This is a genomic window from Paenibacillus sp. FSL R7-0331, from assembly GCF_000758645.1.
GTDB classification, from domain to species: domain Bacteria; phylum Bacillota; class Bacilli; order Paenibacillales; family Paenibacillaceae; genus Paenibacillus_AQ; species Paenibacillus_AQ camerounensis.
Genome location: NZ_CP009284.1, coordinates 6,163,233 through 6,182,811, shown reverse-complemented (window position 1 = coordinate 6,182,811; position 19,579 = coordinate 6,163,233). Strand labels below are relative to the sequence as shown.

Here is a 19,579-nt window from a genome sequence, read left to right as displayed (position 1 = left end):
TATTATGAAAAATTGATTAATAGAAACTTTTTCCAAATACGCTCGTCCAATAGTACAGAAGCTATTCTATTATAGGGGAGCGTTACATAATGAGAAATTGGAAGCTCGCAGCCGGTATTCTGGCCGCGGCCATCGCTTTAAGTCCGGGATCGGCAGCAGCGGCCGCAGACAGTACTATTATGTTGAATTACAAAGAAACATCAATGGGGAGCAGCCAAGTGGTTACGGCAGGAACTACGCTTGTTCCGCTGCAGCAGCTGGCACTGAGTATGGGCTACTCCCTCAGCTGGAACCAGACTGCGAAGTCGGCAAAGCTGATCCGCCCAGGCCGCGAAGTTACCCTGACTGCCGGTACTGTCAGGGCAACTGTAGATGGTACTGCATCAAGCCTGACTAAGGCGCCGCGTATTCTCAAAGGTAAAATCTATGTGCCGCTGGTGTCCGCAGTCAGTCTGCTGGGCGGCAAAACGGTGTATGACAAAAGCGCGGGCAGCTTGAACATTGTAGATGAGCTGCGCTACTCTGTTGCTTCGTCCCAAGGCAGAACCTACTGGGTTTCACAAAAAAACGGCGATGTCTTTTATAGCACCTCTGCTTCCGGCAAACCGGTACTGATCGGTGAGCTTCCGTTTGCTGACCTGGTTTATACCCATAGCCTTGAGGTTAAGAATGTAGGTAAGGGTACGGAGCTTTTGCTGCTCACGGATAACCACTATGCCATGTTCAATGATTTCAGCAATAGCTACCAGGTTCTGATTCAGAACGGAAAAATCTTGAAGCAGATGGAATATCACTATATTATCAGGTCATACATAAAGGCTCCGCTGCTAACAACCTCTCAGCTCTACATGACAGATGGCGGAAGCGTTCAGTACATTAATGCAGACGGCAGTCCGGGCAAGCTGTTTAATCTTGAAGCCATCACAGGCACACAGGGACAATACACCATTGAATATGCGGCACAAGATATAATTCTTGCAAGGTTAATCACCAATACACAGCTGTATGCAATTAATACGGCAAGCGGTGCAGTGACCAATCTTAGTGAACAATTAATCAGTGCCGGGGACCGTAAGGAGTGGGACCGGGCGGACGGATCGGATGATTTCTATCTGACTAAAATGCTGGTGCTGAAGAAGCGGGAGGGCAACGTGATGACCTTCACCTATGCAACGCTGCCTGACGGGAAAGTGAAAACGGTGACGTATACAGTGGATTCGAAATAAAGCTGGCGCCGGCCAAGGAGGAGTGTAATGGGAAAAATAACGGTTGTAGCACGCTGTCTATCAATCTGTATGGCTGCCCTTGTAGCAGGCTGCAGTAATTTTGCCTCCGGAGAGCCCAAAGAAGTGGAGTTGCAGCAGCTTAGCAGCGGAGCTAAGAGCTTTGTAGACCAGATCAAGGATGAGAGCGGACTGTATCTTTATTCTCCTGCCGGAGAGCAGGCCTACCTTATCGTTAATCATTTGGTAACCGGCCAGGATGAGGAGGCACGGTATCTGGAGTCGTTGAAGAGCGAGTTAAAGGACCATTTATTGAGATTAGACGTGAATGAGCTGGGAACAATGGAGTATACCGATAAGCGGCTGGGGAAAATAAGGTTCTTTGAGCTGGGCGACAGCAGCCGGGACTACAATGCCATTCAAGTGTATAAAAACGGAGTCGTGAGCAAATTCGATTCTATCGGCGGTTAGATATAACTCAGGTACAATATTATCAAAAAAGAGATGCGCTACAACCGGGGGGACGGTCTGCAGGGCATCTCTTTTATATTGAATAGCAATTATTTCCGGGCCAGCTCCTGCCGTACAATCGGCGCAACCTTAGTGCCGAGCAGCTCAATCGCGCGCATAACCTCACGGTGCGGCATCGTACCGACATTGACGTGGAGGAAGAACCGGGTTACACCCAGATTTTTGTGCAGCAGAATAATCTTCTCGGCGACGTACTCGGAGTCACCGACATACAGTGCTCCGCGCAGGCTGCGGGCGTCATCATAGGTGGCCCGGTTGTAGGTCTGGCCCCAGCCGCGTTCACGCCCGATAACATTCATCTGTGCCTGGGTGGACGGGTAGAACAAGGCGGCTGCCTGCTCTGTAGTTTCTCCGACGAAGCCGTGGGAATGAGTAGCAATCTGCAGCTTGTCGGGGTTATGTCCGGCCCGTGCAGCCGCTTCCTTATAGAGCTTCACCAGCGGTGCAAAGCGTTCCGGCATGCCGCCGATGATGGCGAACGCTACCGGGAGACCGAGTGTGCCGGCCCGGATGGCTGATTCCGGGTTGCCGCCTGTTGCAATCCACACCGGCAGCGGGTCCTGAACCGCACGCGGATAAACCGGCAGATTGTCGATTGCCGGACGGTGGCCGCCGCGCCAGGTTACCTTCTCGGAGGCGCGGATTTTAAGCAGCAGCTCGAGATTTTCTTCAAATAATTCATTATAATCATCCAGACTGTAGCCGAACAGCGGGAAGGACTCGATAAAAGATCCCCGTCCTGCCATAATCTCCGCCCTTCCGTTCGAAATGCCGTCAAGTGTGGCGAATTGCTGATAGACCCGTACCGGATCATCTGACGACAGTACAGATACGGCGCTGGTAAGCCGGATGCTCTTGGTCATTGCTGCCGCCGCCGCCAGTACAACCGCAGGCGCGCTTCCGGCATAGTCGGCACGGTGATGCTCTCCGATTCCATACACATCCAGTCCGGCCTGGTCGGCAAGGACGATTTCCTCTACTGCCTCGCGCAGTCTTTCAGCATGGCTGATTACCTTGCCGGTTACCGGATCGGGTGTCGTTTCCAAAAAAGTACTGATTCCTATTTCCATCTTAATCCGCCTCCCTTTTCATATCGTTATCTTACTATACTTTTTAATGTTTCTCAACTTTAGTAAGTGAAATTCCTGGATTTATTTTATACTGCTCTGACCTGCCGTGTTATACACCAATTTGGATAACCTGGACCGTTCTGCCGTTACTGGCCTCCATCGTGGGACATAGTTTATTGTATAACGGACGAAAGCGGTGATCAGGAGTGGGAGAAGGGATAGGAAATACGGCGAGCGGCTTCGCCGCCCATGCTGAAGGATTGAACACGACTGCGAGCGGCGCAGCTGCGCACTCAGAAGGGTTTTCCACGGTTGCCGGCGGAAACAGCTCACACGCAGAGGGCAGCACCACAGTCGCAAGTGCCAGTGCATCCCATGCTGAAGGTTATCTTACACAGGCAACGAATGATACGGCCCATGCTGAAGGCACCTCAACAACGGCCAGCGGAGTGGCTTCGCATGCTGAGGGATATATGACTCATGCACTGGGAGAGAGCACGCATACGGAAGGTTCCATGACACTGGCAGCAGGAGCGGAAGCCCACGCCGAAGGCAATGCAACACAGGCTTGGGGAGACTATTCGCATACGGAAGGCTTCAGCACATCGACTCAAGCCGGTGCAGCAAGTGCCCACGCCGAAGGAGAAGGGAACTCGGCGGCCGGAAGGGCATCTCATGCTGAAGGCGGCGGTGCCGACCAGCAGGGCAATCCGGCACCAAACTTTGCGGGTGGTGCAGGCTCTCATGCGGAGGGAGTGGGTACAACCTCACTGGGCTTTGCCTCCCACGCGGAAGGCGGAACCACGGATATAACGGCTGCGGCGGGGCCGGTGGCACAGGCTGACTTCGCCCATGCCGAGGGTCAGAGTACAACGGCCAGCGGGACGGCTGCCCATGCTGAAGGCTTCCGGACAATTGCCAGCGGAAATCTCGGTTCCCACACTGAGGGTCAGAGCACAACGGCCAGCGGGACGGCTTCTCATGCCGAAGGCTTCCAGACGACGGCCAGCGGCCCGTCAGCTCATGCGGAGGGGGCTAACTCAGTAGCCAGCGGCCCCTTCAGCCATGCCGAAGGCGTAAGTACACTGGCCAGCGGCGCCTATGCCCATGCCGAAGGCGCCAATACAACAGCTGACGGACAGGCTTCGCATGCTGAGGGCTTCATGACGCAGGCCTTCGGGGCGAATTCGCATGCTGAAGGCGAGAATACGACTGTGATGCCCGGGCATACCGGCTCGCATATTATGGGCCGGAACGGTTCAACACGGTTCGCCTATTCCTGGCATCTGGCTAACGGGCTGGCGGTAGGGCCAAGTCTTAATTCAGCAGTAATTGAAGGTGCTACAGGGAATCTTTATCTGGACGGTACTGTTATTTCCCCGGCTGCAGCCGATTATGCGGAGATGTTCGAGACGTCTGACGGCCAGGCGCTGGAGCCCGGATATTTTGTCACCTTTGACGGGGGAAGCGAGAAGATCCGCAGAGCCCATGCCGGGGATTCGTACATTCTTGGGGTAGTCAGCGGAAGACCGGCTATTCTGGCGGATTCCAGTGATTTGCGCTGGCATAAGCTGCTCGTGACAGATGAATGGGACCGGATTCAGTACCGGGAGGTTGAGGTGCCGGAGGTCAAGGATACAGAGGGCAATGTAGTCCGCGCAGCCTCTTCCGTAATAGAACCGGTCCTGAATCCGGACTGGAACGCCGCAGAAGAGTATATACCGCGAATGCAAAGAGACGAGTGGGTGGCAGTCGGGGTAGTCGGCAAGCTGCTTGTCCGTGATGACGGTACCTGCCGTCCGGGAGGCTATTGTATGCCGAATGCCGAAGGCATTGCGACAGACGCTTCTGCCGGATACCGGGTCATGAACCGTACACGGGATGACCAGGTACGAATTTTTGTGCGATAGGCAGGAGCTTGGAATAAGGCGGTTGAGGAAGGGATATTCCTGCATTCATATAATTAGCTAATTAGCGCTATGAGGGGATGATCCGCTTGGCGGTGAAATCGTTGTCCCACCACCGAGTCGTTTGAGTAGCTTAAGTGGAAAAATGCAACCTATTTCACTAGTGACAGCCGGTATGGGCGGATTAGCGGGAAGAATGCCACCTAATTATACATTTTATGGCCTCAGCAGCTCTGCAGCCCGAATTAAATGACTATTTTCCACCTAATGACCCTAAATACTGTGTGCTGATAGAATTAAGCTGCGAAAATCCAATTAAATATAGACTGCGATGAGTTGGCCCGGCCCGGCCCCAGTGGTGCACACTGCAATGAGACACACAGGTTAACCTTCACCGGCAGCCCCAACACCAAAGCCGGACCGCTCCCAGATCTAACATCGGGAGCGGTCCGGCCTCTTGGCGTGCGGTCAGGATTTATCCTTCTTTACGGCAAGCTGTACAATCATAATGACGAGGGCAAGCAGGGCGATCAGCTGATCTGTACTCATGGTCCGATCCTCCAATCTGTAACAGAAGAATGGCTCTCGGACCGGCATCTCCCCTCCCAGGAAGCTGCTTTTGTTTCCCTGATACATCATATGGGCTGCTGAACGAGGATAGTACTTCATTCCATAAATAATTAATACCGCAAGCTAAACGTAAGCCCGCTGACCCGGCACATCTAATCGCAGAAATCCTCACCCTGCCCTCTTGATTAATCCCTGCGCGCAGGATAGCATATAAGGAAATATCAATGATTCATGGGATTAATTTCACTTAGGGAGTGTTGAGGAGCATGGTTGTCCGAAGCGGGCGGGAGGCTGGATTGTGGTTGTTCTAGCCAGCCTTATTTTTGTGGTTACATTATTTTTTGTCATTTGGCAGCCGCGCGGCTTGTCCATTGGCTGGTCAGCCTGCGGGGGCTCATTGCTGGCGCTTGTCGCCGGGGTAGTCAGCTTTACGGATGTGCGCGATGTAACGCTGATTGTGTGGAATGCGACGCTGGCGTTTGTAGCCATTATTCTGATCTCACTTATTCTGGACAGGATCGGATTTTTTGAGTGGGCGGCACTGCATATGGCAGCGGCGGCCCGCGGCAACGGTACACTAATGTTCATTTACGTCATTGTGCTCGGGGCAGTGGTTTCGGCCTTTTTTGCCAATGACGGGGCTGCGCTGATTCTGACGCCGATTGTGCTTGCGATGGTGAGAGCGCTAGATTTTGATGAGAAAAAAGTATTTCCGTTCATCATCGCCAGCGGTTTTATCGCCGATACGACCTCGCTGCCGCTGATTGTCAGCAATCTGGTCAACATCGTGTCTGCCGATTTCTTCGGCATTACCTTTATGCAGTACGCCGGACGGATGCTGCTGCCGACCCTGTTCTCGCTGGTAGCCAGCATCGGGGTGCTGTATCTGTATTTCCGCAAAAGCATTCCAAAGCGCTACGACGCCACACAGGTCAGGGAGCCCCGGGAAGCCATTAAGGATCATCGGATGTTCCGGCTGTCCTGGGCGGTGCTGGCCATGCTGCTGGCCGGGTATTTTGTCAGCGAGTTCCTGGGCATTCCGGTTTCGCTGGTTGCCGGTGTTATCGCACTTCTCTTCCTGTGGATGTCCAGCAGGAGTCCGGCGATTAAGACCATGGAAGTGGTCAAAGGCGCACCGTGGGCAATTGTCTTTTTCTCCATCGGAATGTATGTGGTCGTCTACGGCCTGCGCAATGCCGGGCTGACCGACGTTCTCGCCGACATCATCAGCAGGCTGGCCGGGCACGGGCTGTTCACGGCGACGATGGGCATGGGCTTCCTGGCTGCCGTTATTTCTTCCATTATGAATAACCTGCCGACTGTGCTGATTGGCGCCTTGGCAGTGGATACGGCGAATACTGCGGGACTGATCAAGGAAGCGCTCGTGTACGCCAATGTCATCGGCTCCGATCTGGGACCGAAGATTACACCGATCGGTTCACTCGCGACACTGCTGTGGCTGCATGTTCTATCCTCCAAGGGCGTGAAGATTTCCTGGGGAACCTATTTCCGAACCGGGATTGTCCTGACCATACCGACCTTATTCCTTACTTTATTGGGGCTGTATCTGACATTGAAGCTATTCTAGCTCCGGGTGTCTATAAGATAAGTGCATATGTAAATAAGCGGTCCGGACAGGCTATGTCCGGACCGCTCTTGTTGATATGGGCTTCAGTCTTTGCCTGTTCCATGGCCGTAGCCGTAGCCGGGATACTGCACAACAGGCCATTTGACCTTGCGCAGGGCATCCATCAGCCCGGCTCCGGCATGCAGATTGCTGCTGACCAGCTCATGCGGGGTTAATGCCATCCACTGGTTCAGCGAGACATCGGCGAACCGGTCACTCTTGAACATTTCCAGAAACCATAGCGTCTCTGTGCCGGTATTCTGGATGTAATGCCCCATGGCGAACGGTACATAGCCGACATCCCCGGCCCTGTAATTGAAGGTGCGGGCTGCGCCGTTGCCGCCGAACACGGTCATCCGGCCCTGGCCGCTCAGGTAGTATTGCCACTCGTCGTTGTTCGGATGCCAGTGCAGCTCGCGCATTGCGCCGGGCTCAATCTCAACCAGTGCCGCAGCAATGTTCCGCGAGACGGGGAAATTGGACGAGTCGACAATCCGCACGCTGCCGCCTGGTGTCTTCAGCGGGGGCTGGGCCAGCAGCCGGTGCTTGAAGCTCAGCGGAATTTCGCCGTAAGGAGACTGTACCTGCTGCTGCTCAAGCGTTCCGGGTACCTGATCCTGGTAAATGTAGACCTGTTCCTTCGGTATACAGTCAAAAGCAGACTCAGGAACGCCGAAGTTAGCCGACAGCACTTCCTTTGGCGTATGGGCGAACCAGTCGGAGATGGACAGGGTGTTCAGGTCGGAGAAGCTGCCATCGTCAAAGACCAGCAGGAATTCGCAGCCCTTATCAAGGCCCTGGATAGAGTGGGGGATGCCCGGGGGAAAATACCACAGGTCTCCGGGACCTACATCGGCAATGAAATTGCGCCCGTTCTGATCGACGGCAGTAATCCGAGCGCTTCCCAGCAGCATGTAAGACCATTCCGCCTGCTGATGCCAGTGCAGCTCCCGGACGCCGCCCGGCGTCAGGCTCATATTGACTCCGGCGAGTGTTGTAGCAGCGGGAAGCTCGCGGACAGTAACTTCTCTGGACCAGCCGCCGTAGTTAAGCTGCATGTGGGCATCCGAGAAAGAGAATTTCAGGTTCGGAATAAGCCCGTTATCGGTGACGGGCGGGACGAACATATCAGGATTCTCCCGGTCACGCAGCACATCGCGCGGGCCAAGGTCTATATTGCCGGCACCGTCGTTTCTGATGGGCTGGGGGACAGGACCGGTATTGCTCAGGGAAGATTGTTCAGAATTCATAACGGCTCCTTTCCGGATCACGAGGCATGGATGTTTACTGTATATGATCGGTAAATACCAAATATGATTGTGATTGGCAGCCGGGGAGATGTATGATGGGAGGAGCAGGCTGCGGAGGATGCTATATTCCCGCATACCAACATAGTGCAGCAGCAAGCAGGCTGCAATAATATCAGAGAGCAGGTTCGAGAAACCAGATGACAACAGGTGAACAACAACGATACCGCTTCAGCGAGGCCCCGATCTGGGAGCTGCAGCGTTCTTATTATGAACAGCTTGGCATGCAGGCTTGGAACAATGACCAGGTTCCGCAATATATTACCAGCAATCCGATGATCGGAACGGCATATGCGGAGATGATTCTCGGCTTCCTTCAGGACCGGGCGGCCCGCGGGGAAACCAGTGAACCGGTTATAATCCTGGAGCTGGGGGCGGGAGCCGGCCGGCTGGCTTTCCAGACTCTCCAAAAGCTTAGTGAGCTGATTGAGTACGCGGGAATACCGCTTCCGCCGTTCAAGTATGTGATGAGCGATCTCCCGCTCCTGAATATTACCGGCTGGCAGCAGCATCCGCGGCTGATTCCTTTTGTAGAGCAGGGGATTCTTGATTTTGCCCGTTTCGATGCCGTGGAGGACACAGAATTGAAGCTGGTGCACAGCGGAACGGTCATCCGGCCGGGGGACCTTGCACAGCCTCTGCTCGTGATTGCGAATTATTTCTTTGACAGCATTCAGCAGGAGCTGCTGTATGTGGATGAAGCCAAGATTTTCGACTGTGAGGTGTCCCTGAAGTATCCGGAGCAGGCTGACACGATGACTACTTCTGAAGTGCTTAGGGATATCGTGCCGGAATATCATTATGTCCGTGCTGCTGCCTATGAAGAATCAGACTATCCGTTTCAGGAGGTTGTCTCGTTCTATCAGCATCATCTGGAGGATTCGCATATTCTGTTCCCTGCGGCGGCGCTGTCCTGTATGGAGCGGCTGAATAAGCTGTCCAGAGAAGGCTTTATACTGCTGACTGCAGATAAAGGGGACCACCGGCTGGTGAACTGGGAATTCCTTGAGCCGCCGAAGCTGATGCATCACGGGAGCATCTCACTGACAGCGAATTATCATGCCATGCAATATTATTTTGAGCAAAAGGGTGCACAGACGCTGACTACTCCGCATCATTATAAGAATCTGAACGTAGTCTGCATGCTGATGCTGAAGGACCCGGATGCCCATGTGCAGACCCGGCTGGCTTACCGGCGGAGTGTGGAGCGGTTTGGGCCGGATGATTTTTTCAGTATGAAGGTATGGATTGATAACAACTATGATTCCATGGGCATGCAGCAGATGCTGGCCTTCTGGAGGCTGGGCGGCTATGATGCCGAGCTGTTCATCCAGAGCGCGGAGCGGGTCTCCGCCCTGCTGCCGGATGCCAATGAAGAAGAACTGCTCGACCTTCAGCTGGGAATACAGAAGATGTGGGACGGATATTATCCGATGCCGCAAAAATACGATCTGGCGCTGGACACCGGCCTGCTGCTATTCGAAATGGACCAGTACGGGGAATCGCGACGGTACCTGGAGCTTTCGCTGGCCGAGGGCGATGAGGAGCCGGTTGTAACCGTGCTGTACTGTCTGGCGATCTGCTGCTATGAGCTGGAGGATGATGCGGGGGCGCTGGAATATACCAGGCAGGCGCTAGTTATTGAGCCTGAGCATGAGGAAGCGCTGGATCTGCTGAATGCGCTCAGTCAGGGCTGACAGCAGCTTTACAGCGGCAGATTGATTTGTTATCCTAGAGCCAATAATGAAACGCGATGACGAGAAGAGTAGATACGAGCAGTCCTTCACAGAGAGCCCCGGGCGGTGAAAAGGGGCAGGGAACGCTGTATTGAAACAAGCCTCTGAGCGGCGTACCGGAACTTAAGCAGCCGGGATGGTACGACAGGAGCTCCTGTTACAGAGCTAGAGTATAAGCCTTGCTGCCGCAGCTGCTGCGGACAATGCCGTACTTGATGAGATTAATATGGCGACATATTAATGAACCTGGGGTGGTACCGCGAGAATCTCGTCCCCAAGACTAATCCGTCTTGGGGGTGGGGTTCTTTTTTGTTGACCAGAGAAATTCAATAAGCGGAGTTGTACCAATCCACAGGAGGTTATTTGAATGAAAGAGCTATCTGCAGCAACCGGCACAACTTTAGACGATACGGCAGCTGCCGGCGAGAATTTTATGGAAAAGCTGATTAGGGAGGACGTGGAGAGCGGAGTGTTCAGCAGGGGAATCTGCACCCGGTTTCCGCCGGAGCCCAACGGCTATCTTCATATCGGCAGCGCGTTTGCCATCCATACCAATTATGATCTTGCGCGTAAATTCGGCGGTACGTTTAACCTGCGTTTTGACGATACTAATCCGTTAAAAGAGGACATGGAGTACGTAAACGCAATTACCGAGGATCTGGAGTGGCTGGGTTGTAGTCCGGGAGCGCATATTTATTATGGCTCCGATTATTCGGAGCAGATCTATGAAAGTGCAGTGACCCTGATCGGCAAGGGAAAAGCCTACGTCTGTGAGCTGGCACCGGAGGAAGTTACCGCCTACAGGGGCACATTAACGCAGCCGGGCAAGAACAGCCCGTACCGTGACCGTCCCGTAGAGGAGAATCTGGCCTTGCTTACCGGAATGCGGCAAGGCGATTACCCTAATGGAGCAATGGTGCTCCGGGCCAAAATCGATATGGGCTCACCCAACATCAATCTCCGCGACCCGGTTCTCTATAGAATTATTCATGCGCCGCATTACCGGACAGGAGAAGATTGGTGTATTTATCCGATGTATGATTTTGCCCATCCAATCCAGGATGCAATCGAAGGAGTAACCCATTCGCTGTGCTCGCTGGAGTTCAAGGACCACCGGCCGCTGTACGAATGGGTGCTGAATGAACTGGACATTCCCGAGCCGCCGCGGCAAAGGGAGTTCGGCAGAGTCAACCTGACCGGAGTCGTTACCAGCAAAAGATACCTCCGCCAGCTGGTGGCCGGCGGTCATGTAGACGGCTGGGATGATCCCCGTCTGCCCACCCTGCGCGGGCTGCGCAGACGGGGCTTTACCCCGGAGAGCATCAAGCGGTTTGTTACAGAGATCGGGATGGTGAGAAGCCAGTCAATGGTGGACTTTTCGCTGCTGGAGCACGTGCTGAGACAGGATCTGAAGGCCGGTGTGCCAGCCGTGATGGCTGTGCTTGAACCGCTCAAGGTAGTGATCACCAACTATACCGGACCTGAGACTGAGCTGCTGAGTCTGGATAACAATAGTGAGAATACAGAGCTGGGAACAAGAGAGGTTCCCTTCAGCAGCATTCTCTACATTGAACGCACTGACTTTATGGAGCAGCCGGTACCGGGCTTCAGGCGGCTGGTTCCTGGCGGTGAAGTACGCCTGAAGGGTGCGTACATCATCAAATGCAATGAAGTGATCAAGGACCCGGTAACCGGGGAGATCAGCGAGCTGCGCTGCACCTGTGATCCGGAGACGAGGAGCGGCAGCGCGATGAGCGGCCGGAAGGTCAAAGGAACGATCCACTGGGTATCCGCGAGCCATGCGGTGCCTGCTGAAGTGAACTTGTATGAGAAGCTGCTGAAGGCTGGCGAAGGGCCGAAGGATGAAAGCGAAGCCTGGGAGGATGTTATAAATCCGGATTCCATCCGGACTTTGGAGCACTGCCTGGTCGAGCCGTATGTGCTGGAGGCAATGGCGCTGGAGCGATTCCAGTTCATCCGCCACGGCTATTTTACCGCCGATAACAAGCTTTGCAGCCGTGAGCGCCTGGTCTTCAACCGGATCGTACCGCTGAAGGACGGGTGGAAGGGGAAGAAGTAGGTGGGGAGGAGACTGGGTGTGTTTTAAGTTAGTGGAATCGTCAACTCATTCTCGTTTTAGCTCCACTAGCGGAGAATTAGGTAGAAAAATGCCAACTAAAAACTCCATATTCATCACATGAGCACGATATGGGATAAATTAGCTGGCGGAAATCGACTTAGTTGCCGCCACCAGCAACATATTTTCTCCACAAAAGGCCTCTATACTGGGAAGCAGCAACTTGAATCCCGAAGGAGGCAAAATGATGAATTGGTCTTGGCTGGTAACCCTGATTTGTCCGCTGATGATGATCCTGATGATGTTCGGCATGCCCGGAGGCCATGGTCACCGCGGTCACGGCGGACGCCCGCAGCGCAAGCATATAGAAGAGCTGGAACAGGAGCTCAGCGGGCTAAAGGCCCAAATGGAACAGCTGCGTGCAGACCGTCACAATACGACAGTGTAAATGGAACAATATGCAGGGCAGCGGAGCAAGCGCAAAAAAAGAGATGGAAAACGGGGAATTCCGGTTTCCATCTCTTTTGCATGTCCGGGGTTTCACGGCAGCCGCTCCCCGCAGAATCTAATCTCCCTTTACAACAGCCGGATGCTGATTGCCAACCCCCGGATTGCGGTAATTGTACTTATGTATGCAAACGGAAGGAGAACCATGAAAATTACATTTACATTTTTCACTATGAGGAATATAATGATTGTAAAGTTAAAGTTGCCTTAGGGAAACTTTGGTGCACGAACACAAATTTTCGGTGTTGAGACAACATTTCATGTGTATAGATTACTTTTCAGGCGTAAGGAGGGTTCAATATGATTGAACAGACAGCAGTGGAGACACGCGAAATCATAAAGGCTAAACAGAACAAAATTACAGCACAGGCCGTATTAAACGGGGATGTAAAAGGGCTGAAGCGGCTGCTTCCGTTCCTGGGCCCTGCTTTTATTGCTTCAGTAGCGTACCTGGACCCGGGGAATTTCGCCACGAATATTACCGCCGGCTCGAAATACGGGTATCTGCTCCTCTGGGTCATTGCCGCTTCGAACCTGATGGCTGTGCTGATCCAGGCGTTATCCGCCAAGCTAGGTATTGCAACGGGTAAGAACCTGCCCGAAGTGGCGAGGGAGCAGTTTCCGAAGGGGGCAGCTATCTTTTTATGGATTCAAAGTGAGCTTGTCATTATTGCTACGGATTTGGCAGAATTTATCGGGGCGGCACTCGGATTATATCTGTTGTTCGGCATTCCGATGCTGCCGGCTGCATTGATTACGGCTGTAGGCTCCTTCGCTATACTTGAGCTGCAGCGGCGCGGTTACCGCAGTCTGGAGGCAGGGATTGCCTCGATGGTCATGGTCGTCGTCTTAGCCTTTGCCTTTCAGGTTATCATGGCGAAGCCGGATGCCGGGGCAGTAGTCGCGGGGATCTTTACTCCGGCGTTTCAGGGAGTAGACAGCGTGCTGCTGGCCGCAGGGATTCTCGGGGCAACCGTTATGCCGCATGCGATTTATCTGCATTCGTCGCTGACCCAGAGCCGGGTAGTCGGGATAGATGAGAAGCAGAAGAAGCAGATTTTCAAATGGGAAATGATCGATATTGTCATTGCGATGGTGATTGCCGGTGCGGTGAATATGGCCATGGTCATTGTAGCTGCAGCCTTGTTCTTCAAAAACGGGCTGGTGGTCGAAGATCTGGATGTCGCATTCGAGCAATTCAGCCATCTGGCCGGACCGGTTACGGCGGTTGCCTTTGGCCTGGGCCTGCTGATTGCCGGCTTATCCAGCTCCTCTGTAGGCACAATGGCCGGAGATGTGGTCATGCAGGGCTTCATCAACAAGCGAATCAACCTGTATCTGCGGCGGGCGATTACCATTATTCCACCGCTGGTGATCATCGCTTTCGGAATCAATGCTACCAGTGCGCTGGTCATGAGCCAGGTCGTGCTGTCATTCGGGATTGCTTTTGCACTTATTCCGCTGGTCATCTTCACCAGCAACCGCAAGATTATGCACGGGCTGGTTAACCATCGAGTTACTACTATACTCGGCTGGATGATCTCCGCGCTGGTAGTCGCATTGAACCTGTTCCTGATCGTGGAGCTGTTTGTCTAATTATAATTTTAACCGGCACAAAAGAGCACCTTCAATTCCGCTAAGGCGGTTTTGAAGGTGCTTTTACATAACCCGATAATCTATTGCTTCACAATATCCTGCACTGCTTTATCCAGCTTATCAGCAGCAGGAGGATAGTGGATCTGCTAAAGACTACGTCCTCGAAGCATTGCCGGATAAGCTCGGAGTGGCTGTGTTATCGGGAGATCCGGAGCGGATGGAGCAGGTTATCGGTGAATGGGGAGACCGGCTGTCGCAGATTTCTGAGCTGGTCGGCTATGAGGATGAGAAATATTTCAGCCGGGTATTCAAAAAAGCCACCGGCCTGACCCCGCGAGAATACCGCAAGCAGTAGCTGCACTGCTTGCGGTATTAATCTGGAGCTTATTTAAAATAATCGGCCAGCCCTTCGGCAATAGCCTTGGCGGCCTTTTTCTGATAGCTGGAGGTGCGCACAATCGCTTCGTCGTAAGGATTGCTCAGGAACCCCAGCTCCACCAGGGCAGCAGGAACCCTGTTCTCGCGCAGAATATGATAATTTCCGTACGACAGCCCGTTGCTCTTGAGCCCGATTCCCTGGCCCAGCCGGTTCTCAATCGCCCGGGCCAGCCGCAGATCGTCCGATTCCGAATAGAAGAAGGTCAGCGTTCCCGACACATTCTTTGGCGAAGAATTATAATGGATGCTGACAAAAGCATCCGCATCCGCCGAATGGCCGATCTGCACCCTGCGGGCAAGCGTCGGCTTCTGGCTTGCTGTAGTCCTTGTCATCTGAACCGTTGCACCCTTAGCGGTTAAGTAATCCCTTAAGTAGAAGGCTGTCTGCAGGGTCAGGTCCTTCTCCATGGTATTGTAAGTGGTACCAAGCATGCCGGGATCGCTGCCCCCATGCCCGGCATCAATAACGATCAGCTTGCTGCCGATCTTACTCACTCCCTTGGAGCTTGTACTTGTCGCGGATGCAGTGGTTACACCGCTTGATGAGCCTCCGCCGGAAAGATACTGCGCCGATACCCAGCCGATTTCGCCTGCGGTTGTCTTGATCCGCGCCCAGCCGTCCTGGCGGGCCAGTACCGTTACTTTATCCTTGGCCTTCAGCGATCCGACCACGGCATAGCCGGTTCCCGGACCGCCTCTGATCCGCAAGGAGTCCGCGGTTACAGTTGCGGAACTGCTGCCGGAGGAGGCCTTGACTGTTGATACTGAGGAGCCGGCTGCCGTTGAAGCCGAGCCGCCATCCACCTTCTTAAGGTAGTATCCCGCTACCCAGCCGGTTACTGAACCGGAGCGGACCTTCATCCAGCCATGCTGCTCGTCGGTTACAGTTACGGTAGTGCCGTTTTTTATGAATCCGACGGCGGAGGCGCCTGCGGCCGGCTCGCTGCGGACAGTAAGGGAACTGGCGTATACCTTTGCTGTGTAAGCGGCCGCAGCTTCCGCCTGGCAGAACGTAAGCAGAGCGCCGGTTAAGAGGCCGGCCAGCAGTAGTGCTTTATGTATGCTTTTAATCATATGAAGCCTCGTTTCCCGGGGTAATAAACTGATATTACCCGCTCTACCGGCAGAGGAACAGGTTTTTATTTAAAATCTTAAGAAAATGAGACTCTGTTCCTAGACGCTAAACGACTGTATAATTATTACAGATTGCGAAAATGACAAAGGAGATCATCCGTGACCAGACCAAAATGTTTCATTGGATCTTCCAGAGAATCTATCCGTTATGCAAGGGCGGTACATGAGCAGCTGAAGCGGGAGGCCCAGGTGTACCCCTGGTACGCCAGCGCCTTCCGTTCAGGCGAATATACGATGGATGCGCTGGAGCGGCATCTGGATGAAAGTGATTTTGCCGTATTTATCTTCTCGCCTGATGATGTGGCCCGGATCCGCGGCAAATACTATTATGTGACCCGGGATAATACGCAGTTTGAGATGGGGCTGTTCTGGGCGCGGCTGCGCCGCAGCAGGGTATTCTGTCTGCTGCCCGACCAGATATCGCCGCGCAGTGATCTCATTCCCGGCACCGATGTGGAGGAATATCATCTTATGTCGGACCTGGCCGGGCTTACGCTGCTGGATTATGAATATCAGCACGACAATCCGGTTGCAGCGGTGGATGTCAGCTGCGGGAAGATTATGGACAGTATTCATGAGCAGGGTGCCTATAGCGACCCGCACAAGGAATTGGCACAGCTGAAGCTTGAACTCAGGCGCAAAGAAAGTATCCTTCATTTCTTTTGGCAATATAATAGTAATGTGGCCTTACCTGAGGCAGCAGAGAAATATCAGGCGCTCAGTGAGGCTATCCGTAACTCCTTCGTACCGCCGGAGCAATGCCGGGTGATTGGCGCCGCATTGTGGCGGGCCGGCGGGGAGGAGGGCCTGAAGCAGGTCGGCGGCAATGTGGGCCGCGGGCATGTCTATCCGTTTGCGCCGGAGGGGGAGGAACAGGATAAACGTCCGGGGGTAATGGATGCTTTTTTACGCCGGGAATGGACGTTTTTACAACGGACGGAAGTTGCGGAGGTCTATATCCTATGCTATCCTTTAGGTGACAAGCATGTCCTTTCTGTACATTTTTCCGGCAATGACGGGCTGTCGGCTGAGGATCTGAAGGCAACCGTCACGTATAACCGGGATTTGTTCCGTACCGTCAATCATTTAGTGGGAGGGGACTAGAGCATGAAGAATATGAAGGGTGTAGTCAGTCTTTCAGGCGCTGTCCGCCGGTCCGCAGGCGGGAGCTCAGGCACAAGCCGCAGCAAAGGCAGGAAGAATGCCGGCCGTACCGCCAAGCCGTCTGCCGCATCCGATTACGTCTATCTCGCGCCGTCTGTTAACGGCGGGGATGAGGAGTACAAGAAGCTGGTCAGCGGCAAGGTCGATAACAAGAAGCCATCATTCGCTTAACTTTAGATTTGTAACCCAGCAGGTAAGTTCAGGCTCCCGGAGATCCGGGGGCTTTTTTTGTTGGAAAAAAGCAACCTAATTTGCCGGAATCAGCGCTTTGGAGGGAATTTAATTGGAAAATGTTCACTTATACCGGCTATGATCAGCGAATTTGGGCGAATTGCTTCTAATGAAATGGAGTTTTTCCAAAGCTTAAGGGGTTGAACTTAATGTTGTTTGGATCGTTGTTAACAGAATAGTAGAGCGGCTAACTAGCCTACCGTAAAGATTTATCCGTCAAAGGTACTGTACCAAAACCGGCCTTTTTCATGTTCAGTACACTTAGGTGCCGCAGCCGTGCCGCCCGGATCAGTCCGGTACCGGCCAGCGTAATGATAACCAGCAGCCCGAACACGGGCCAGGCCGCCTGAAATCCGAAGATCCCCAGCAGCCCCCCTCCGGCGACCGGACCGCTTATCGTGCCAAGCTTCACCATTTCAGCGCAGCCAAAGTACAGCCCTTTATTATCCGCAGAGGACAGCTCATCCACCAGGGCATCAAACCGCGCACCGATCAGCAGCTCGCCCAGACTGAATACGGCAATGAATAGCAGCAGCGGAAGATAGGCGGGAGGAAAGAGGAAGAACAGGAAGCTGAGTCCGATCAGCAGGTTGCTGAGCAGCACCACATTGAACGGATTCCAGCCGGAAATCAGACGTAGTACGGCGAACTGGGCAGCCAGGATGACAACGGCGTTGACCGACAGCAGGATGGAATACAGCCGGGTACCGTCTGTGAGCAGGGCAGTGCCCGACAGATACTGGGAGACGGTTCCGTTCAGCTGCGAATAGCCGAAATAGGAGAAGCTCATGCCTGCAATCAGCAGCAGGTAGACCTGATCTTTACGGATTGCGGAGAGAGCCTGCAGGCTGCGGACGTTTTTGGCTTGAGCAGGAACGGAGGTCCGGGCAGCGGAGGTGTTACGGAAAAAGAACATCGTGGAGGCGCCGTACAGAATGTACATAATACCGAGGATGACGTAAGGGAACAGGGACATTTTCATATTGAACAGCAGGCTGAGCAAGGGGCCGGCAAAGCAGCCGGCGTTAATCGCCGTGTACCTCAGGTTGAAGACGAGCAGACGGTGCTCCGGGAGCGATTCTTCGGACAGCACTTTTTTGCTGGCGGGCTCAAATAGCGAATAACAAAGGCCGTTCAGGGCATTCAGAACCAGAAAGCTCCAGAAGCTCCCGGCATAATAAAACAGGATAAACACGGTTCCCCAGATAAGGGGGGTGTACAGGATGATGTTGCGGAGCGGAAGTTTGTCGGCAAGTGTGCCCCCAAGCCAGCTGAAGGCTACCCCTGCCAGCGGATTAACCGCGAGGATCAGACTGGTGAGCAGGAGCGGGATGTGCTTTTGACCGGTCAGAAAAATGGCCAGATAAGGGACGCTCATGAACAGGGCGGTTCTTGTAAAAAGAGTGCCGGCGAGAATATTCCATACTTTGCTGTTGAGCTGATAGGCAGCACGCAGATTCATTGTCGTTATCCTCCAAAATCTGTATTTTCATTGTGCCGAGTGTAGCATACAATAAAAAATAGCTTAGCAAAATGTGCTGGATACTCACACAGGGAAACGGAGGAGAGGAGCAATGATTCTTGGCCGGACGATCGGGCAGATCCGCAGGTCCAAGGGAATGAACCAGGCGGTGCTGGCAAGGGACATCATGAGCCGATCCAACCTCTCGCGCTTTGAAGGCGGGCATTATTATCCGGGCTACGACAAGCTGATTCTGCTGCTGGATAAGCTGGAAATGTCGCTGGAGGAGCTGCTGTTTCTGCATCAGGACAATGCTCCGCAGGTGAAGCGGACCCTGCATCTGAAGCTGACGGAAGCGGGGAACCGCTACGACTTTGCCCTGGTCAGGGAGGTCAGCCGGGAGTGCCGGTTGATGTATGAATCCACGCAGACTGAAGCGTACTACCACCTGTACCTGCTCGGGCAAGGTGTTCTGGTTCAGTACGGGCATGCGGATGAAGTGACAACACTGCAGGAGATCGCGGATTACATCAAGCCTTATTTGCTCGGCGTGGATAAATGGTACCTGTACGAATTCAAGCTGCTTAATAACTTTTTGTTCACGCTTAGCAGCAGCGATGCGGTTTTTTTCGGCCTCAGGGGGACAAAGGAATTTGACAGATACAACTCCTTTCCCGAGAGCAGAACGGTCCAGCAGCATCTGCTGCAGAACCTTTCGATCCGGTGCCTGAAGGAGCACAATTATGAGCAGAGCCTGCTGTTTCTGCAAAAAGCGCTGCCGTTAGCAGATAAAACCCATCTGCTCTACGACAAAATTGTCACGCTGATCTACTATGAGCTCACACTGCTCTGTCTGAAGCAGAAGGAGAGTCCGGCGGAGCTGAGGGGCTACCTGAACATCCTCAGGCAGCTTGAGTTCGAGGACAGCTATCAGGCTCTGCTCAAGGCATGCCGCGGGCATCTGGGGGAAAGGCTGTAAGCCGCTGCTGAACAGTCCCG

General features: G+C 53.6%; 16 protein-coding genes, 1 pseudogene and 1 other annotated feature. Of the genes and pseudogenes, 12 read left to right on the top strand and 5 right to left on the bottom strand.

Annotation, left to right across the window (positions count from 1 at the left end):
* Nucleotides 1-89: 89 nt before the first annotated feature.
* Complete coding sequence (locus R70331_RS26910) at nucleotides 90-1,226, top strand: copper amine oxidase N-terminal domain-containing protein (protein WP_042180963.1); 1,137 nt, start codon at nucleotides 90-92, stop codon at nucleotides 1,224-1,226.
* A gap of 27 nt (nucleotides 1,227-1,253) precedes the next feature.
* Entirely contained in the window at nucleotides 1,254-1,694 is a 441-nt protein-coding gene (locus R70331_RS26905) for a hypothetical protein (RefSeq protein ID WP_042180961.1), read from the top strand.
* 89 nt (nucleotides 1,695-1,783) lie between these two features.
* Here the strand turns inward: R70331_RS26905 and R70331_RS26900 are convergent, their stop codons facing one another.
* The gene (locus R70331_RS26900) at nucleotides 1,784-2,824 is read right to left on the bottom strand and encodes an LLM class flavin-dependent oxidoreductase (protein ID WP_042180959.1); all 1,041 of its coding nucleotides are present in this window, start codon (nucleotides 2,822-2,824) and stop codon (nucleotides 1,784-1,786) included.
* A gap of 206 nt (nucleotides 2,825-3,030) precedes the next feature.
* Here R70331_RS26900 and R70331_RS26895 point away from each other — a divergent pair, with 206 nt between their 5' ends.
* The gene (locus tag R70331_RS26895) at nucleotides 3,031-4,734 is read left to right on the top strand and encodes a peptidase G2 autoproteolytic cleavage domain-containing protein (protein WP_052419237.1); all 1,704 of its coding nucleotides are present in this window, start codon (nucleotides 3,031-3,033) and stop codon (nucleotides 4,732-4,734) included.
* A 465-nt stretch (nucleotides 4,735-5,199) separates the two neighbouring features.
* Here R70331_RS26895 and R70331_RS32390 read toward each other — a convergent pair whose 3' ends face one another.
* Nucleotides 5,200-5,328: a hypothetical protein gene (locus R70331_RS32390; RefSeq protein ID WP_269322238.1), complete on the bottom strand. Its 129-nt coding sequence runs from the start codon at nucleotides 5,326-5,328 to the stop codon at nucleotides 5,200-5,202.
* A 268-nt stretch (nucleotides 5,329-5,596) separates the two neighbouring features.
* Between R70331_RS32390 and R70331_RS26890 the strand changes: the two genes are divergently transcribed.
* Entirely contained in the window at nucleotides 5,597-6,889 is a 1,293-nt protein-coding gene (locus tag R70331_RS26890) for an arsenic transporter (RefSeq protein ID WP_442950595.1), read from the top strand.
* Between the two features lie 83 nt (nucleotides 6,890-6,972).
* Here R70331_RS26890 and R70331_RS26885 read toward each other — a convergent pair whose 3' ends face one another.
* Nucleotides 6,973-8,178 (bottom strand): oxalate decarboxylase family bicupin, encoded by a 1,206-nt coding sequence (locus tag R70331_RS26885; protein ID WP_042180954.1) that lies wholly within the window; start codon nucleotides 8,176-8,178, stop codon nucleotides 6,973-6,975.
* Between the two features lie 197 nt (nucleotides 8,179-8,375).
* Between R70331_RS26885 and R70331_RS26880 the strand changes: the two genes are divergently transcribed.
* The 5 genes and pseudogenes from R70331_RS26880 to R70331_RS26855 form a co-directional block, all read left to right on the top strand.
* The gene (locus R70331_RS26880; RefSeq protein WP_042180952.1) at nucleotides 8,376-9,932 is read left to right on the top strand and encodes a tetratricopeptide repeat protein; all 1,557 of its coding nucleotides are present in this window, start codon (nucleotides 8,376-8,378) and stop codon (nucleotides 9,930-9,932) included.
* Between the two features lie 47 nt (nucleotides 9,933-9,979).
* Nucleotides 9,980-10,250: a binding site (T-box leader), on the top strand.
* 88 nt (nucleotides 10,251-10,338) lie between these two features.
* Nucleotides 10,339-12,051, top strand: coding sequence for a glutamine--tRNA ligase/YqeY domain fusion protein (locus R70331_RS26875; RefSeq protein WP_042180950.1), 1,713 nt, complete (start codon nucleotides 10,339-10,341; stop codon nucleotides 12,049-12,051).
* 241 nt (nucleotides 12,052-12,292) lie between these two features.
* Nucleotides 12,293-12,496, top strand: coding sequence for a DUF2933 domain-containing protein (locus tag R70331_RS26870; protein ID WP_231576364.1), 204 nt, complete (start codon nucleotides 12,293-12,295; stop codon nucleotides 12,494-12,496).
* A gap of 359 nt (nucleotides 12,497-12,855) precedes the next feature.
* Nucleotides 12,856-14,151: an Nramp family divalent metal transporter gene (locus tag R70331_RS26860; RefSeq protein WP_042180945.1), complete on the top strand. Its 1,296-nt coding sequence runs from the start codon at nucleotides 12,856-12,858 to the stop codon at nucleotides 14,149-14,151.
* Between the two features lie 247 nt (nucleotides 14,152-14,398).
* A pseudogene (locus R70331_RS26855) lies at nucleotides 14,399-14,506 on the top strand (helix-turn-helix domain-containing protein); the annotation flags it as partial.
* Between the two features lie 29 nt (nucleotides 14,507-14,535).
* Here the strand turns inward: R70331_RS26855 and R70331_RS26850 are convergent.
* Complete coding sequence (locus tag R70331_RS26850; RefSeq protein ID WP_042180941.1) at nucleotides 14,536-15,663, bottom strand: N-acetylmuramoyl-L-alanine amidase family protein; 1,128 nt, start codon at nucleotides 15,661-15,663, stop codon at nucleotides 14,536-14,538.
* A gap of 159 nt (nucleotides 15,664-15,822) precedes the next feature.
* On the opposite strand from R70331_RS26850, the gene R70331_RS26845 reads away from it, so the two are divergent.
* Entirely contained in the window at nucleotides 15,823-16,827 is a 1,005-nt protein-coding gene (locus R70331_RS26845) for a TIR domain-containing protein (protein WP_042180939.1), read from the top strand.
* 3 nt (nucleotides 16,828-16,830) lie between these two features.
* Complete coding sequence (locus R70331_RS26840; protein ID WP_042180937.1) at nucleotides 16,831-17,058, top strand: hypothetical protein; 228 nt, start codon at nucleotides 16,831-16,833, stop codon at nucleotides 17,056-17,058.
* 256 nt (nucleotides 17,059-17,314) lie between these two features.
* Here the strand turns inward: R70331_RS26840 and R70331_RS26835 are convergent, their stop codons facing one another.
* On the bottom strand, nucleotides 17,315-18,580 hold the full coding sequence (locus tag R70331_RS26835) for an MDR family MFS transporter (protein ID WP_042180935.1): 1,266 nt from the start codon (nucleotides 18,578-18,580) through the stop codon (nucleotides 17,315-17,317).
* A gap of 112 nt (nucleotides 18,581-18,692) precedes the next feature.
* Here R70331_RS26835 and R70331_RS26830 point away from each other — a divergent pair, with 112 nt between their 5' ends.
* A complete protein-coding gene (locus R70331_RS26830) occupies nucleotides 18,693-19,559 on the top strand; it encodes a helix-turn-helix domain-containing protein (protein ID WP_042180933.1) in 867 nt (288 codons plus the stop codon).
* The last annotated feature ends 20 nt before the right edge of the window (nucleotides 19,560-19,579 follow it).

Excerpts from the sequence above, each read along its gene's own strand:
- R70331_RS26910 (WP_042180963.1), top strand. The coding sequence starts at position 90 with ATGAGAAATTGGAAGCTCGCAGCCGGTATTCTGGCCGCGGCCATCGCT.
- R70331_RS26905 (WP_042180961.1), top strand. The coding sequence starts at position 1,254 with ATGGGAAAAATAACGGTTGTAGCACGCTGTCTATCAATCTGTATGGCT.
- R70331_RS26900 (WP_042180959.1), bottom strand. The coding sequence starts at position 2,824 with ATGGAAATAGGAATCAGTACTTTTTTGGAAACGACACCCGATCCGGTA.
- R70331_RS32390 (WP_269322238.1), bottom strand. The coding sequence starts at position 5,328 with ATGCCGGTCCGAGAGCCATTCTTCTGTTACAGATTGGAGGATCGGACC.
- R70331_RS26885 (WP_042180954.1), bottom strand. The coding sequence starts at position 8,178 with ATGAATTCTGAACAATCTTCCCTGAGCAATACCGGTCCTGTCCCCCAG.
- R70331_RS26880 (WP_042180952.1), top strand. The coding sequence starts at position 8,376 with ATGACAACAGGTGAACAACAACGATACCGCTTCAGCGAGGCCCCGATC.
- R70331_RS26875 (WP_042180950.1), top strand. The coding sequence starts at position 10,339 with ATGAAAGAGCTATCTGCAGCAACCGGCACAACTTTAGACGATACGGCA.
- R70331_RS26870 (WP_231576364.1), top strand. The coding sequence starts at position 12,293 with ATGATGAATTGGTCTTGGCTGGTAACCCTGATTTGTCCGCTGATGATG.
- R70331_RS26860 (WP_042180945.1), top strand. The coding sequence starts at position 12,856 with ATGATTGAACAGACAGCAGTGGAGACACGCGAAATCATAAAGGCTAAA.
- R70331_RS26850 (WP_042180941.1), bottom strand. The coding sequence starts at position 15,663 with ATGATTAAAAGCATACATAAAGCACTACTGCTGGCCGGCCTCTTAACC.
- R70331_RS26840 (WP_042180937.1), top strand. The coding sequence starts at position 16,831 with ATGAAGAATATGAAGGGTGTAGTCAGTCTTTCAGGCGCTGTCCGCCGG.
- R70331_RS26835 (WP_042180935.1), bottom strand. The coding sequence starts at position 18,580 with ATGAATCTGCGTGCTGCCTATCAGCTCAACAGCAAAGTATGGAATATT.
- R70331_RS26830 (WP_042180933.1), top strand. The coding sequence starts at position 18,693 with ATGATTCTTGGCCGGACGATCGGGCAGATCCGCAGGTCCAAGGGAATG.